Genomic DNA, 16,062 nt, shown 5'->3' with positions numbered 1-16,062 from the left:
CATGCCTATACGCGATAGTTCTTTAGAGGGAGAACTTTTCAATATTGATGAGAGTGGAGTTTTGAATGGTTTTTATATGCTCTCCTTACTACACTATTTAAAAAGTTGCACATTGGATGAATTAGCTACAGCCATGTATCTTTTTCGGTTTGTTAATATAACGGAACAATTATTAGGGGACAATGATCAAATTGAATATTTGTCTGGCATTCCTGAATGGGAACGTTACAATTTAGATACTATGCTTTCTAATGTATTGATCGAGAAATACACCGATCGATTCAAAACTGGATTAAAAGAATTAATTTCTAGGGGAATGATTTTAAACGAGGGTCAGGATATATTGCTTTTAGACTCTGTTCGGGAAAATTCACGGGATATCCTCGAAGATAAAAGATTTAATCTAGTTGTTCATAAGGCAAAGTATGTTTCTAAACTGATTGAAACCTTCTCCATCGAAGAACTAAATGAGAAAATAAAAACTTTAATAGGTGGAACTTAATAATGGGCCAATTCTTGTTTCTTAATCGATTGGTTGTGCATCCTTCAGATAAAGTAATTGACGTGACATTTAGAAAAGGCTTGAATATAGTCTTAGCGGTTGATGTTGGAACTGATACGGCACAAACAAGGAACAGTGTTGGAAAATCCACATTTATTAATTTAATCAACTATGGATTAGGTTCAAGCAATTTTTTGCCAAATGATAAAAAAGCTGCGAAAGCAAGGATGCAAAAATTCACCTTGTATTTACAATTTGCGATTGGAGAACAAAAATACACTATACAACGAAGTTTAGTTGAAACTAGTCAGTACATTCAGTTGTATTCAGATTGGGTTATTAATGATTTGCTTTCAGGAGTAGAAGTAGAGTTTGAACATAAAAGTATCGAGGACTACCGTACTTTTCTAGAAACTGAGCTATTTGAGAGTAAAAATTTGTATAACGGTAGGCGAATACTGTCTTGGCGCCAGATTGCTCCCTTGTTAATTCGTGACCAGGTGGGAGGTTTTCAAGAACTAAGTCAACCAATGGGAGTTAATGAGAAGGCTGAGGTTCGGAGAAAAAGAATTGAGTTTTTGTTAAATTTGCTTACTACTGAAAAACAACAACTTGAAGAAAAAAAAGAAGCCGAGCACGTTTTAATGCAAGAGAAGCATAAAGCGTATTCAGTTATACGTCAATACTCGGAAAGGAAAGTTGATTTTACAGAAATAGAACTTTCCATAGAGATTCAGCGAATAGAACAATTGATAACAGATACTTTAAAAGAAATAGATAAATTTAAACAAGAATTAATAAACTTATACCAATACAATGATGATGCAAAGCAAACCCGAGATAATTTGTCGCAAGAGTTGCTTAAAATCAATAATGATATTGTCACACATAGGGATCGTATTGAAAATTACAGTGCTACAATTAACGAAATTCATGGAGAACTACAAAAGGTTGAGGTTGCAAGTTCAGCTGCTCAGTTACTTAATCGATTTGATTATAAACAATGTCCTACTTGTTTACGTCCTTTCACCTCAGAAGTTGAAGGCAAGAATTGTTCGCATTCAGTGTACCGTGCTTCTGAAGAAACGGTTAATTTAATCAAGACGGTGCTAAAGAACGAAAGCCGCGAATTAGTTGAGGCAACGACAGTACATCAGAAGGAAATTGACTTATTGACTGAGAAGAAGACCGGGATTCTAGATCGGATAAAATTAATTGACGCTGACCTGAATTTGGACGTTAGGGGAATATTAGAACTAATTAAGTATCAAGAAAATGAATTAAATCAATATAGATTAGATTATGCACACTTGGTGAATTTACAAAATGTAAGTGAGGATGTCAAAACATACTATAAAGAGTGGCAGGACGAGAAAGAAAAATTTGAAGGTACTAGTAAATTGCTTAGAGAGCTTAATCAGAAAGTTGAAGACAGAATAACCTCATTTAAATTTTTGGTAAATGAAGTTGTTGAGTTTTTGTATAATGGAAGTCGAACCGGCATTCTGAATCAAAGTGTACGTGCTGGTAATTTTTCAGTAGACATTCGCCATAAAGAGCATAACCAAGGTGTTGACGACGGTGCTGCTGCTTTTACAATAAGAGTTATCGCATTTGATTTGGCTTTGCTTAAACTGGCTATTCTAAGTGATACTAATCATCCGAAATTTTTAGTTCATGATTCACCCAATGTACGTGATATAGATCCTATAGTATACAAACGAATTTTCGGCTACATCTTAAATTTAGAAAATGATTTGGTTGCTGAGGGAGCAGAGTTAGATTTTCAATATATCATTACGACAATCGATATTCCGGATGAATTAATAGATTCCGAGTATGTACGTTTAACGCTCGACAATACAGGAGAGAGAGGGAAGTTATTTGGATTCAGCTATTAGTTTGGAATTTAAGGATGAAAATCGCCTGATTGACTATCTTAAAGTTTCGTTTAACATGAATGAATTGCGTAGTATATGCCGCTCCCTTAATTTAGATACCGACGATCACTTTAATAAATTTTTATCGAAAGCAGATAATTGTGAAAATTTTGTTGAAGGAGTTCGTCAGCATGGTCTCTATAACGAATTATTCTCTATTTTGCAGACTAAGCAGTTTTTCAGGGATCGTTTTAAAGAAGTATTTCCTGAATTCTCAACTGTGGTCGCTGACCTAACAGAACGAAACCAATTAAGGCAGGCTGTATTTAGTACCGTTAGTCAATCTGGAGGGATTGACATTGCTGATTGGTTAAAACATACGAAGGAAGATACTGTTTTAATCCTCGGAAAAGATAGCCCTGCTGAGTACATGGATAAGTTAAAGGAAGTAGCGCAGATCATTCAAAATATAGGGTATTCTACAATTCTCATCAAGGAACAGCCCGAGATTGGAACATTGTCGAACGAAGAAAAGATGCTAGCGTATGCTGCTATATCAAAATTTGTGATTATTGAAAAGTCCGAACCTGCCGGTCAAATTGATGAAGCAAAGATTTGTGCATTTAATCGTATTCCAGCTATTTGGATTCATCGAAAAGGAACTGGAGATACATGGATGCAGGGTGATTACGAGGTGGATTTTAAGTTTATTCGCTCATTTGCTTACGAAGAATCAGAAAAAGAAGTAGTATTGAATCGTGCCGTAGAGTGGGTTGAACAATTTTTAAAAGAAAAATCTGAGTATCTTGATGATATATATCCATGGCGTAATTGACACTGGATAAAAAAAGAGACACCTAAAAATGGTCATACCCCTGTCAAGTAGACACGAATAAAAAGACATCTTTAAGCTGCGACCGCTTCTCGAAACTCAACCGGGGAGCGGTCGTTTAGTTTTTTCTGAAAACGCTCATTGTTGTAGAATAAGACATATTCGTGAATGGCCCGTTCCACATCCGGGAAAGTTTGCGGGTGAACCAGATAAATTTTCTCGGTCTTTAGATGCGAAAAGAATGACTCAGTGCAGGCATTGTCAAAGCAGTTTCCCCTCCTGGAGTGGCTTCCAAGGATACCTAGGTTCGTGAGTTTGCGGTTAAACGGTTTCGAAGTGTATTGGAATCCTTGGTCAGAATGCAAGAGAACGCTGGTGAGATCTGCTTTCTCGGTTAGCTTGTCTACGGTGTGCGTGACCAGGGCAAGATCGTTGCGTTCCGATAAGTGCCAGGCCACCACTTCATTGTTATACAGGTCCTGGATGGCGGATAGATATACGAAACGCTCTCCCGCCCGAATGTAGGTAATATCCGTTACCAGTTTTTGTAGCGGCGCGTCCGACTGAAAGTTTCGTTCTAGGCGATTGGGATGAACAACGGATGCCTGTTTGCCAAAGAAACGCCGTTTCCTCCGTATGACAGAACGGATGCTTAGCTTCTTCATAAGTCGGTAAACCCGTTTGTGGTTAACATGAAGTCCTTCACGCTTCAACGCTACTGTTATACGCAAGTAACCGAAGTACGGGTGTAGGCGATGGATCGCCATAATATGCTCTTCTAACAGTCGTTCTTGCTGTTTGCGCGCACTCATCTCGGAAGCTCTCCGGCGCCACTTGTAATAACCGGCCCGCGAAACATCCGCTAGCTGCAGAAGCCACTTCAGCGGATATTCCTGTCTCAATTCCTCGATGATCGCGCAACGAATGGCTTTGCTCGTCACTCCCCGTGTAGATTTGGATACCGCTTTTTTAAGTATGCGATCTCCGCCTTTAAATAAGCCACCTCTTCTTCAAGGCTGGTAAACGTAGTCTTCGGCCGCCCTTTGTGAAAGGCCTCTTGTTCTAAAGCTCTACCTTCTTGATGCCACTTCACCCATACCTCAACTTGTGTCTTATTCCGAATCCCCAGCAGCCTACCTCTCGATAGGACATGTTCTCCTCAATAGCCAGCCGCACGGCTTCCTTCTTAACTTCCTCAGAATAACTCTTGTTTGTACGTCCTGTTTTCCCCATGAAAAAAATCCCCTCCGGCAGACAACATGTAAGTCCATCTTAACAGATGTCTCTTGTACGTTGTCTACCATGAGGGGAGAATACCAAAAAAGGGTCTCTTTTTTATGAAACAATTCATTGATAGATTATGCGATCTATCTGATTTGCTTATAAATATTCAATATCCGTATAAACGAGCTTTCAGTTAAATGCGATTGTTTCTACTACACTTGTATCAAGTCCTACCAGTTTGTCCTTGTACTCAACTAAAGCGAAAACACTTGCAACACAAGGAAAGTTGGAGCTATAAGTGAATCGAGACAAAAGTGCAGTGGACGGGTTTTGGAATCGCAAGTTCCTCTTCAAAATCAGAGCGGGTTACCAATATATTTCTTTACCCTGGTGAGTAGTGGGATGCCGCAACCGATTTACAATACCTTAGACCCAGATGGTATGATCCAAGTGTGGAGCGGTTTATTAATGAGGATACTTATGAAGGTGAACCGGGGAATCCACTCTCATTAAATCTATATACGTATGAAAGGAATAATCCTTTAATCTAAAAGGCGGAGACTTATGTGAAGCCCAGGAACCGATGTAAGAAAAGTGCTTAAAAAAATATCATCGTGTGCCAGACAGAAGTCAGGGAGCCACGAAGCGCGTAGAACCGAGGTCGAACAATTCAAATACTACTACTATAAAGAAAAATAAAAGATTCATTAATGAAACGTTATGGAGAGTGGAATTTTAATCTCACGAAAAGGCCTGCTACCGGAAATGCTACTACAATTCCATCGTTGAAGGTACAAAATTTATTTTTGCCGTTCATGGCCGGAGCTTGGTCATCGGTTTCTTTTCGACCATTCTCTGGCTTGCTGAAGAATACTGGAGATAGGGATGCTGAATCTGACTCCGGACTCCTCGGTTGCTGACTCGCAACTAAATTAAGATGAAGCAGATTTTCATTGTAGACCTTCGTAGAGAGAGTGGCCTTAAAAGTTTGTTGATCCAACTAAGCTTACAAATCATCTGGGTTTGTCAGTTACAAATTTTATTTTCTTGTCTCTAAAGAACAGTTACAAACTTTTGATTTTTCCAAAGTAAAATAAATTGGATTTCTACGGGTAATTGAGTTACATGGATTATTTAACGCATTCACTCAGTGTCCAGTGATATAAAAGTGTGGAACCAGGATGTAGGATGATTATGCATCTAGAGAGTAGCCTGAAGAAATTTCAGTTGCCCTCTTTTTATTTAGTTATTTAAACTGGTTGCTAACCGGTGCTGATTCGGAGATTGCAAGCAACGAATATCTAAGATCCGCACCGAGAGTTCCCATCCGAAAAAACTGTCCTATTCACGGCGCAAACCGGAACGGACAGTTTTCAAACGATCGATTGAATCCCGGGACGAATAGTGGGAAACCAAACGGACTACTTTATTTCGCTGTTGGTAAAATAAAGCGTCTGCGGTCCAGCCGCGCCTCCGGTCAGACTCAGATTAGCCGCTACGGTTTTCCCCTTCTTGTTGACCGAAAACTCGGCGAATTTCCACGCTCTCTGGTAATCCACGAAAGGCGACTGCAGCAGATCCTTGCCCCAGCCGATGACATAGTGGCCTGCACCGCCGGAGGGGTTGTCGTATACCGAAATTGCCCGGTTCGCGTCTTCTTCGTTGTTGATAGCCACGCTCAGATGATACATGACACCGTAGTTTCCGTTGTTAATGACCTTTCCGCCGTCAACCGCATTCCAGCCGTCCTCATACTCGCCCGGCATACTGTCGCTCCATGGGCCGGAGGCAGCCGAGGAGATGCGGATCATTGAATTGCCGTCGGACGTGTTGTACTGGAGCGTGCCGGTCCGGTCTGCATGCGGGAAGGTGCCGCGTACATGCATATCCTTCGTCAAAATGGGCACGTCAAGCGGGTTGGCCGGCTGCTCTTTGTATCCCAGCGTTGTTACCTTAACCGTAGCATCTTGATGTCCCACTTGCGTATAAGCTGTAAAATTTGCGATACCGCTTGCGGTGTACGTATTTTCCGCGATGGTGGATAGGTAATAGCTTTCATCCGGCTGGAGGATCGCTTCTTTCTTCTGGGCCGCTCGATTGCCCATAAAGTCGGCCAACGCTATCTGTCCGGCGATATCTGGATAGTAGTTCGTCGCGAGTCCGATTCCCTCCGAGAACAGCATGACCGGCTCATTGGACACATTAGTCACGGCCACCGCCACGGTAAGCGGTTCGCCGGTCATATTCTGATGATGCCAGAACACCCGGAACGACCCTGTCACCGAATCCCGGTAATATGCGCCTTCCGTCTTTGGCGATTCCGGGGAGTCGCTTAGAATCAAAGGTCCGCCGGTCCCCGTCAGCACAGGTTTAACCATTGGTACAGCAGGTTTCAACGATTCGATTGGTACAAGTTCCGCGTCGTCTGCAAGCACCGCGGCTGATCCGGATAGCAGCAATGTGCATATCAGTCCGAAGTTCAGCAGCCATTTTGATTTTTTCATGTCATTCCCTCCTGAATATTCCTAATTATCCTTCCAGGTGGCGATCATGGGATGTATGTTCGGATGCTTAAAACTTTCGTTAGCGCTTCGAGTAATCCTTTTTTTTCGTTCTGCGGCCAATGTCTCATTTTTTAGAAACCGTTTTGTGGTGAAAACGATCGTTCACGTCAGTGCAAACTTTTTGACTATCTCCACTATTACCGCCCCATTGAGGGCTGCCGGCCTTATTCTATGTATTTCGCTGCCTGCGATCCGTTCACCAAGGGTAGGTCACCTTGGAACTTTTGAATTATAAAAAAGGATCCAAAGTCTCAGGGTGGCTAACGTATCTTCAAACACGGGTCAGTTTTAAGAGCAAGCCATCTCCATTACCACATAAGGCCGATAAAGGTTTGTGCTGCAGATTAACGATTCACGTCCATCGCACTCGATATGACCTTTTACTATTACAGAAACGGAATAGTTCAATTAGGATTCATATTGCTTGAATTTATAAATGAAAAGGCTTCGCCCCTGATGATATGGGGCGAAGCCTTTTGTCATGTTTAGAAGAATTCAAGATACTTTAAAGTGATTAAAGATAGAATCAATTACTCGATCGATTCCACCTGAATGACAGGCACCTTCGTGATCTGACCGGATACGGTGTTTTCACTACTTCTGCTAAGGTCTTGTTGGACATCATCCGGATTGATTTCCTCGGAAGTGACGGGATCGCCTGGATTCTCAGTTTCATCAAAATTACCTCCGTCAACTTGCCCGCTCTCCGGTTCGGCAGGGTCTGGTGCCGCAGGAGGCTGGCTGCTGCCCGGGATCTCCAACTGCTGATATCCGCTGAACGTTCCGATTAGGGTCGCGCTCCCTGCTGGGAAATCCAGTTCTCCTTTTAAAATGACATGGTATCCATCGCGTTCGGCAACGACCTCGCCATAGCCACCCTCCAGGATATGGACTGAGAAGCGTACCTTCTCATTCGGATATCTCTCGATATTAGCAATATCGATGTCGGTATACTGGACCTGATACCCTGTGAATCCATATTGGTCTCCCTGACGCTCGAAGATGGCGATCTCGTCCGGGCTTACTCCTTCTAGATTGGTGACCAGTATAGACTTATCCGGCTGCACCTGATAGTCTTTGGCCGTAAACTGGAACAGCGGCGTCAGGTTGGCATCTCTGGCTTCATAGCCTGAATACAATATCAGACCGGTCCCCGCGTCGCCCTCCACTAGGATAACCGGATTCATCGCGGTGCTAAGCGATTCCTCGACTGAAACCTGTTGGATGGCGATGCCGGACGGGTAATCATGGTTCTGGAATAATTGCAGCGATTCATCTGCATTCAAGACCGCGAAGTAGATGATATTCCCTTTATCGACTCCAATGGCATACGCCAAGCCTCCGAAACGATTCCCGCCTCCGCTTACATTGCTGAAGCTGCCTTTCAGACCAGCCGTTTGGAACAAACGAATCGGATCGTGGATCGTCCAGGCCAGTTTGGCAGCTTGCAGTTTACCGTTCATATCCTGGTACTCCGACAACGCTTCATAAAGTGCTACCGCTTCCTCGTAGTTCTGGCTCTGTACCATTCCATCAGCTGTCGCGATCCACCGCTTTATCTGGTTCTGAATATATTCTATGATTGTAGCGTTCTTCAGACCGCTTCGGTCCAGATAGTCTCTATACCCCATGGCGTGCGAAACAAAATCGGAGGGCCGTTCTCGCTGGACATCCTTTTGCAGCATGGTATACACAAGTTCATCTGTCTTGCCATTCAACCAGGCAGCCGGCAGCGATCGGCTGGCATACTCGGAACTCATGGCATGTGACCAATTCAGCAGATCCGTATACTGTCCGGCTCCTGCCAGACGAGTCAGGACCATTTCGTCATAACGCTGGAACAGACGGAGCAGCTTCTCATTCTTCTGCTTCTCCCCGCCGTAGAATGAATCCGGAATGCGGAGCAAATTCCATTTGAAGCTGTTGTCGTCATACTGCAACTCTTCAAGCAGCTCATCGGCCCGGCGGTTAAACAAACCAATGAACTGCAGGAATATCCGGTTCACATCGTCGGGGATTCCGTAGAACGCAGCAATTTCATCGTAGTAGGAAGCATAAACTCCTTGTTGACCCGCCAGTTTCTGTTCTGTATCAAGCAATTCAGCATATACGTTCATGAAGCCGGAGAAATCGCCTGCTTCCCCGACACGGCTCAACCGATGATCAAGTGAGGAAAGGCTCTGCTTCATGGAAGTGATGGGTTCAAGCTCTTGTAGTCTTGAGGCAAGCAGCTCTTCTTTATATAGAAGGGAACGGTTATTTCGCGCCTTCTGATACCAGTCTTCTGCCTGAACAAGCTTCTTCTGAGCATACAATAATTCTGCTTGTGCCATCGATTCGATTTTCTGATAGATATGAATTCCCTTATACCCGATCAGCAGCAGAAGGACTATACATAAAAAAAGATACAAATTACGCAGGGTTAGCGTGTTTCTCATCGTCATAACGGTATAGCCCCTCTAATCCCATTTTTGAAAATCAGGGTCCGAGCGGTAGTGTTCATTATAAATGGCCGATACCCGGTCCCGTAGTCCGTTCCACGACAAGCCGGGATTGCGGCGTACGATCTGATACAAGCGGAGGAAGCGATATCTTGGCAATCCATCCGCATAGCGGCTAATAAAATCAGGGAACGTATCGATATATTTTTTCTTCCGTACCGCTGCCCCGGCGGCGTCGATCATAATCTGCCTGCCTTGCTCCATCCGTAAAATGCTGGATTCATGTTCGAGCAGGTATTGGATCGCTTTGCTGTTAATCAACTCTCGTTTAATTTTGGCAATTTCACCGATATAGGCAGCCAGGTCCGGATCAAACTCATCGAGCAATAGCGGTTCGAGTTCAAGCTCCATATCCTTGCGCAAGCTGAAGCTTTGCAGGAGAACGATCTGCTGCAGACGGATGCGGTCATTCCGAACCAAGGAGGCAATTTCCCTGATGATTTCATACCCTAGTTGGGCATCTTCCTTGATGGCGGCAGAAGCCGTTGCTTTGTTCAGATCCAGGCCCTCATAAATCTGTTTTTGATGAGATCTTATAAGCTTGTTCAGAGCGTGCAGGGTCTCGGAATGCAGCACTCGCCGCTGAATCAGCCATAACCATGCGAGCAGGATCACCATACAAGCAAAGGAGATCACGATCTGCAAGAAGGTCTGACTAAGAAGTACGGCAGAGAGCCCTATAATGTAGAAGAGAAGTCGGTCACTCTGCATAGAACGCTTGGCCATTTTCTCTGCAAGTTCCATAACGGGGACAAGGGCGCTCCGTTTACAGAAAGCGCAGCTATCTTCCCAAAGAATCGTGAAATTGTGGCAATGTTTGCAAACCCTTAACTTTTGGTAGACATATCTCGTTTTATTATAGGGACGAAGTTGTACGGGCTTTTTCTTATCCATGCTGTTCCCTCTCTGAGTTGACAACTTCAAGCAGAGTCTGATGCAGCTGCTCCGGTGTCGGGGCGTTCTTCTTACGCTTGAAGTAGGCCGTGATCTTGATGATGACAAAAAGAAACAAAATCCCGAGACATCCGTATGTAATCATATATCTATTCCTTTCGGCATCATATTTGTTCGATAATGGTGGGTGAGCCTTGTGACCTAAGTCCGGGTGATACGACTGATGATGTTGAACTTTGGCAGGTATAATTATATCATATGGACATAGTGCTGGTATATTTTAGTGATAAGCATGGTATTTTCTATATAAATACACTAGAGAATTGGATGTTCCTGTTCGTGTTTTTAAGCTTTCTTTCATGTAATTTTAAGACTTATTGCCTACAGTTAGACTAATGGTCTGACCAATGAACCGAGGCATCCACCTGATGCTAGACTAAATGGATGAAGGAGTAATTCAATGTTACGTAAAAATAAATGGCTGCTCTCTTTGATGGCAGCGGTGCTGCTGATTCTGACCTGGAGCGGAGGAACCATGCCTCAGGCAGTGGCTGCCTCGCAAGGCTCCAAGATTGATGCCGTACTGGTGATGGATGCCAGCAACTCGATGAAAAACAGTGATCCGGAGAGGATCAGCAGCGAAGCGATGAAGATGTTTATCGACATGCTGGCCACCACCGGCGACAAGGTCGGCGTCGTTTCCTATACCGACCGGATTCAGCGGGAGAAAGCCCTGCTTGAAATTCAGTCGGAGGCGGACAAGACCGCGCTGAAGCAGTTTATCGATCAGCTGGATCGCGGTCCGTACACGGATATGTCCGTAGGCCTCGATGAAGCCGTAAAAGTGCTGAAGCAGGGAATGGACCCGGCGCATGCGCCGATGATCGTTGTTCTGGCCGACGGTAACAATGACCTGGATCCTAACACCGGCAAGACGAGCCAGGAGGCTTCAGAAGATTTAGCCCAAGCCGTCAAGGAGGCCAAGGGAAGCGGCATCCCGATCTATACGATTGGGCTGAATGCCGACGGGAAGCTGAATAAAGAAACGTTAGCTGAATTGGCAAACCAAACGGGGGGTAAATCCTTTACCACCAGTTCGGCGGATGACCTTCCGCAAATATTAAGCGAGATTTTTGCCAGCCACCAGCAGCTTAAGATCGTTCCGGTACAATCGATTACCGGCAACGGAAGCTATCAGGAGGTTACGGTTCATGTGCCGAATGCGAACGTGCTGGAGGCGAATATTTCCATTATGTCCTCCAGCCCCGTCGACGTGAAGCTTGTCGATCCCTCCGGAGCTGAGCAAACGATTCCTTCGGCCAATGTACTGCGCTCCACTTCCAATTCCTATTCGCTGCTCAAGCTGCTGAAGCCGCAGCAAGGCGATTGGAAGCTGCACGTAAAAGGCGTATCTAAAGACAAAATCGACATTAACCTCGTATTCAACTACGATCTGGAGCTGACCATGGATCCTCCCCCATCTTCTAAGGTAAAGGCGGGGGATACGATTGACATTAACGCGTACCTTGTCAGCAATGGGCAAAAGCTGCAGGACCAGGAACAGTACGGCAATATGACGGCCAAGCTGTTGGTTAAGGACTTGGACACCGGGGACGAGTCGGAGGTCGACCTTGAGAACAAAGGCGGCAGCTTTGAAGGGAAATACAAGATTCCGCAGAAGCACGACTACGAGCTGAGGGTACGGGCGGAGGAGCAGAGCTTTTACCGCGAAAGTGCGCCTGTGAAGATTAGTGCGAAGGCGGCAGCCTCCGGCTCCGGAAGCGGCGGGAAGGAGATGACCGCGGGCGAGGAAACGAAACCTTTTCCATTATGGCCCGTAATCATTGGCATCGCAGCACTGCTCATTGTTGGAGCGGCTGCATATTTCATACTCGGCGCGATTAAGAAAGCGAATAAAGGGTTTGTCGGTCAGATCGTGATCGAGATCAGGGATGAGAACACCGGCGAGAAGACCTTTCCGCAATACAAGAAGCTGGCTTCGTTCAAAGGGAAGTTCAATCTGCATCAGCTTCTGCAGCTTGCTCCGGAGCTGAAGGAGACCGAGAAAATCCTGTTCATGCCAGGCAAGAACGACCGCATCATACTAAAGAATAATTCTTCAGCTGTAATCGAAAAGTCCGGACGCGCTCTGGATGCAACGAATGGGACCGAGCTGAAGAACGGAGACCGGCTGAGAGTTTCCCTTCAGCAGGCGGACAAAACGATATTATTTGAATATTTGGCTTAAAGCCAAGACCTATCAGGAGGGGAAGTTATGAAACCGGTAGTTAGAGAACATATACAACAGCTTGACGTTTCACTCGGAGGCGGGATTGTCAGCGAGAAAATACGGGTGGATACGATCGACAATCCGATCCTTATTATCGGACTTGGAGGGACGGGAATCGATGCGCTGCTGCGCTTGAAATATCAGATTAACCGCCGTTTCAAGCTGCCGGAGGATCCGTTGTCCAAGAAGAGAATGGACAAGCCGGATAATGTGGAGTTTCTGGCGTTTGAGACCAACGAGCAGGATAAGAATAAACGTTATAAAGGCATCGGGCTTGATCCGATCAATGAATTCGTGCTTCTCTCCAATGCCGAGATCGGAGGGCTTCTCCAGAACCGCAGCATCTTGGAGCCGTACATTACAGATTGGCTGTCGCCCGAGCTGAGTATTACCGATGGCATGAACGGAGCAGCGGGTGTACGCCAAGCGGGCCGCCTGCTATTGTTTACGAAAATTACGCAAGTGGTGCAGGCGATCGACAAGAAGATCAAAACGCTGTCGGTCGGCACGAACAAAAAGCTGATGGTCTTCCTGCTGACGGGGCTGTCGGGCGGTACAGGCAGCGGCTGCTTCTTGGACATTGCCTATATCGTTCGCGGCATTATTGAACGCGACCACGGCTCTGCCGGGATCGACCGCGTGAACACGCTTGGCTATCTGTTTACGCCGGATATTAATCTGGCAAACAAAAGCTTGAGCGAACATACGCGCGAATACATCAAGAAGAACGGTTACGCCGCGCTCAAAGAGCTCGACTACTGGATGAACGTGGATGCCAGAGGCGAGCGGTTCAAGCAGCAGTACGGCAACATTCTGACCGTGAACTCTCCGCTGCCTCCGTTTAATCTGTGTCATCTGATTTCCGCTACGAATACGGAAGGCAAACTGCTGGAAAATGCCTATGATTACTGCATGAACGTCACCGCTGAGAATATCACGAACTTCATGGCCAGCGAGGAAAAACAGTCCGGTGAAGAGTTTGCGATCCATGACTATATCAGCAACATTCGTACCAATATCGCGCAGATGAACAAGGCGTATCCTGCCAATTACGACTACAACATTATCGGCGCATCTTCAGCAGTTCTACCCATTGAAGAGATGACTACTTATCTGGCGTACCGCGTATTCGGCAAAATGCAAACCATGTTCGAGAAGGCGCCAAGCCAGGAGGATGTCGAGAAATTCGCAAGCAAGCTGGGTATCGATCTGGACTCCATGACGAAGAACTTCGAGTCCCGCGTACCGGAGCCGCTTCCCGGATACCAGAATAGCGAACGGCTCAGCTATGCGAACGTCGTGAAGAACCAGGTTATCAATATGGATACGGAGCTGGAGCAGAATTTCCTGGCGAGAGCCCGCGAGGAGTATATCAAAGCGAAGAAGCAGCTGCCGGGCGAGATCGTGGCTCAGTTCAGCGATCAAATCCGCCGCATGTTCCTGCATCCACAGCAAGGACCGTTCTATGTGTCCCGGTTGATCTATACGGAGAAGGGCTTCAGCCTGCTGAAAATGCTTCTGTCCTACATCGAAGCGCTGCGCGAGAATCTGACCCGCATTCCTCGTGACATCGAGTCGGCCAGAGAACAGGCGATCGATCGTCTGGGTGATGCGAAGAGCGCTTTTGTCTCGAAGGACAAGAAGAAAAACATCTATATCGAAGCCAAAATCAACGAATATTGGCTGGAAGCGGATGTGGAACGCACCGAGCAGATGATTGAGTTCTATGAGGATTTATACGATCTGCTGAACCAGGAGAACAACCGGATTTATAGCGTATATACGGAAATTCTGAATGCTCTGAATTCGATCTTCGCCAAGAACGGCGACATTCTCGTGAACGGGGAAGAACAGCAGGATCATAAAGGGAATAAGACGTATTACTGGAACCTGGTCAGCGTGCCCGATATTTCCGACGTCATCAACAAAATCATGGATCAGAAGGATGTAGACGATCTCATCCGCGATTTCGCGCAGGAGCTGCTGAGCCATGCCAATCGTTGGACGCGTGAGCAGGAGATCGATATCGTCCGATCCATTTCGGAGTTTCTTACCGATAAATTCGGCGATTTGATTACCCGCTCGATGGAAGATTTCCTCGTCATGAAATTCGGGCAGGAGGATTCCATCGAAAAATTTGTCGAGCGCAACATCGCCAGCAAGCTGGACGATGAAGCCGTGCCGGTCTTCCATCTGAGCAACAGCGCAGGCAATTTGTACTTCCCTTCGTGGGGCTTTGTGTCCGTGCCTGTACAGGCACCAAGCATTCTGAAAGGGATTCGCAATTATCAGAATAATTCGGTCGGGAAGTCTCACTTCACCGTGAAGGAGAGCGAAGTGAAGAACCGGATCTTCTGGCTGAATACAAAGAACGGCGTGCCGTTGTTCGTTTATACGCCGCTTAAGGTTTATGAGGAGAGTTACGAACGCACGATCATGGACAAGGAAGGCGTTGGACGTCACTTAGTGCAGACGGATCGTAACAATTGGACGTACCTGCCATCGCCGATTCCCGAGAAATCCTGGGGGGATACCTACGTCAATCCGCGGGTTCAGGATTATAACGCCCGGGTACGTGCTGAATTTAACCAGGCACTTGAGTTTAAGATCGTCATCCAGAAGGATGTTGACCAGAACACGAGCAGCCGCTATGCGGTCGTGTTTACGAAGCCATTTGATCTGAACGAGCTGCTTCGTGCTTATGACTTGCAGCTGGATAGTCCCAAGCCTAACCTTGGCGAAGTCAAGCGGGCATGGACCGAGCTGAAGCGTCTACTGAACGAGGGGCTGGAGCCGGCGGGCTCCAAGGATATTTTCAACAGCATCAACGAGGAGATGGCCAAGGAAAATCTGATTCGTTCGCCGGAAATGATCCGCAGCGTGCGGGAAGAGCTGAAGAAATATGCCGCCATCGCGGCCAAAGTCACGGAGTTCGAGCTCCTGATCAGCGATAATCAGAATGAGGAGAAATGGCTCGATCAATTTATTGAGGCGTTGTATACCGGAACCATCACGAAGAAGGGTGCGCTCTTCGTTTATGATCGCGATCCGGAAGAGGACTCTTGGGAGCCGTTTGCCAATCTGCTGAAAAGCGTGAATGACGTGGAGTATGAAGTCTACAAGCACTTCCGTCAGCTGGACGAGAAAAGCCGGAGCACGCTGCTGCGCAAATCCTCCCGCCGCGATCAGGAGCTGACCGCTTCCGATGACATTACGCCGCTGCTTACCAAGCTGGAAGAATTGGCTGAGCGGTTCCTGGAAACGCGCGACCGGCTTGAATACGAGAAGGTGGAGCTTGCGGACGGCGAAGAGCGTTATCAGTTCTACAGACAGGTTTCTTCGAAATTAAATGACATCCGAAGAAGGTTGAAATAG

At 46.1% G+C, this 16,062-nt stretch carries 9 protein-coding genes and 2 pseudogenes; 6 read left to right on the top strand and 5 right to left on the bottom strand.

The genetic code is table 11. The annotated features are described in order from the left end of the window. Window position 1 precedes the first annotated feature (1 nt). Genes ACOZB4_RS23475 through ACOZB4_RS23465 form a run of 3 tightly spaced genes read left to right on the top strand, consistent with a single transcriptional unit; the run spans window position 2 to window position 3,217 of the window. Window positions 2–502, top strand: a complete 501-nt coding sequence (locus ACOZB4_RS23475) for a hypothetical protein (RefSeq protein WP_379406597.1) — start codon at window positions 2–4, stop codon at window positions 500–502. Window positions 503–504: 2 nt separating this feature from the next. Continuing rightward, the gene (locus tag ACOZB4_RS23470) at window positions 505–2,403 is read left to right on the top strand and encodes a DUF2326 domain-containing protein (RefSeq protein ID WP_379406598.1); all 1,899 of its coding nucleotides are present in this window, start codon (window positions 505–507) and stop codon (window positions 2,401–2,403) included. Then, window positions 2,387–3,217, top strand: a complete 831-nt coding sequence (locus ACOZB4_RS23465; protein WP_379406599.1) for a hypothetical protein — start codon at window positions 2,387–2,389, stop codon at window positions 3,215–3,217. Before ACOZB4_RS23470 ends, ACOZB4_RS23465 begins: the two co-directional genes overlap by 17 nt. Before the next feature lie 71 nt (window positions 3,218–3,288). On the opposite strand, the pseudogene ACOZB4_RS23460 reads toward ACOZB4_RS23465, so the two are convergent. After that, window positions 3,289–4,447: pseudogene (locus ACOZB4_RS23460) on the bottom strand (IS3 family transposase). A gap of 344 nt (window positions 4,448–4,791) precedes the next feature. On the opposite strand from ACOZB4_RS23460, the pseudogene ACOZB4_RS23455 reads away from it, so the two are divergent. Then, window positions 4,792–4,983: pseudogene (locus tag ACOZB4_RS23455) on the top strand (RHS repeat-associated core domain-containing protein); the annotation flags it as partial. An 876-nt stretch (window positions 4,984–5,859) separates the two neighbouring features. On the opposite strand, the gene ACOZB4_RS23450 reads toward ACOZB4_RS23455, so the two are convergent. From ACOZB4_RS23450 to ACOZB4_RS23435, 4 genes are all read right to left on the bottom strand, one after another. Then, window positions 5,860–6,942: a hypothetical protein gene (locus ACOZB4_RS23450; RefSeq protein WP_379406600.1), complete on the bottom strand. Its 1,083-nt coding sequence runs from the start codon at window positions 6,940–6,942 to the stop codon at window positions 5,860–5,862. 590 nt (window positions 6,943–7,532) lie between these two features. Then, the gene (locus tag ACOZB4_RS23445; RefSeq protein WP_379406601.1) at window positions 7,533–9,446 is read right to left on the bottom strand and encodes a hypothetical protein; all 1,914 of its coding nucleotides are present in this window, start codon (window positions 9,444–9,446) and stop codon (window positions 7,533–7,535) included. Window positions 9,447–9,461: 15 nt separating this feature from the next. Beyond that, window positions 9,462–10,214 carry a hypothetical protein gene (locus tag ACOZB4_RS23440; protein WP_422759661.1) on the bottom strand — a complete coding sequence of 251 codons (753 nt, stop codon included), beginning with the start codon at window positions 10,212–10,214 and terminating at the stop codon, window positions 9,462–9,464. A gap of 175 nt (window positions 10,215–10,389) precedes the next feature. Continuing rightward, entirely contained in the window at window positions 10,390–10,542 is a 153-nt protein-coding gene (locus ACOZB4_RS23435; RefSeq protein ID WP_379406603.1) for a hypothetical protein, read from the bottom strand. Window positions 10,543–10,857: 315 nt separating this feature from the next. On the opposite strand from ACOZB4_RS23435, the gene ACOZB4_RS23430 reads away from it, so the two are divergent. Together ACOZB4_RS23430 and ACOZB4_RS23425 are read left to right on the top strand one after the other, a co-directional pair. After that, complete coding sequence (locus ACOZB4_RS23430; protein WP_379406604.1) at window positions 10,858–12,645, top strand: vWA domain-containing protein; 1,788 nt, start codon at window positions 10,858–10,860, stop codon at window positions 12,643–12,645. A 27-nt stretch (window positions 12,646–12,672) separates the two neighbouring features. Then, window positions 12,673–16,062, top strand: a complete 3,390-nt coding sequence (locus tag ACOZB4_RS23425; RefSeq protein WP_379406605.1) for a tubulin-like doman-containing protein — start codon at window positions 12,673–12,675, stop codon at window positions 16,060–16,062.

The organism is Paenibacillus sp. NPDC058898, assembly GCF_049316025.1.
Classification (GTDB): domain Bacteria; phylum Bacillota; class Bacilli; order Paenibacillales; family Paenibacillaceae; genus Paenibacillus_AQ.
Note: the sequence above shows the minus strand (reverse complement) of the source record. Positions and strands in the feature narration are given on the sequence as shown.

Coding starts and splice junctions, on each gene's coding strand:
- ACOZB4_RS23475 (WP_379406597.1), top strand. CDS start 2: ATGCCTATACGCGATAGTTCTTTAGAGGGAGAACTTTTCAATATTGAT.
- ACOZB4_RS23470 (WP_379406598.1), top strand. CDS start 505: ATGGGCCAATTCTTGTTTCTTAATCGATTGGTTGTGCATCCTTCAGAT.
- ACOZB4_RS23450 (WP_379406600.1), bottom strand. CDS start 6,942: ATGAAAAAATCAAAATGGCTGCTGAACTTCGGACTGATATGCACATTG.
- ACOZB4_RS23445 (WP_379406601.1), bottom strand. CDS start 9,446: ATGACGATGAGAAACACGCTAACCCTGCGTAATTTGTATCTTTTTTTA.
- ACOZB4_RS23440 (WP_422759661.1), bottom strand. CDS start 10,214: ATGCAGAGTGACCGACTTCTCTTCTACATTATAGGGCTCTCTGCCGTA.
- ACOZB4_RS23435 (WP_379406603.1), bottom strand. CDS start 10,542: ATGATTACATACGGATGTCTCGGGATTTTGTTTCTTTTTGTCATCATC.
- ACOZB4_RS23430 (WP_379406604.1), top strand. CDS start 10,858: ATGTTACGTAAAAATAAATGGCTGCTCTCTTTGATGGCAGCGGTGCTG.
- ACOZB4_RS23425 (WP_379406605.1), top strand. CDS start 12,673: ATGAAACCGGTAGTTAGAGAACATATACAACAGCTTGACGTTTCACTC.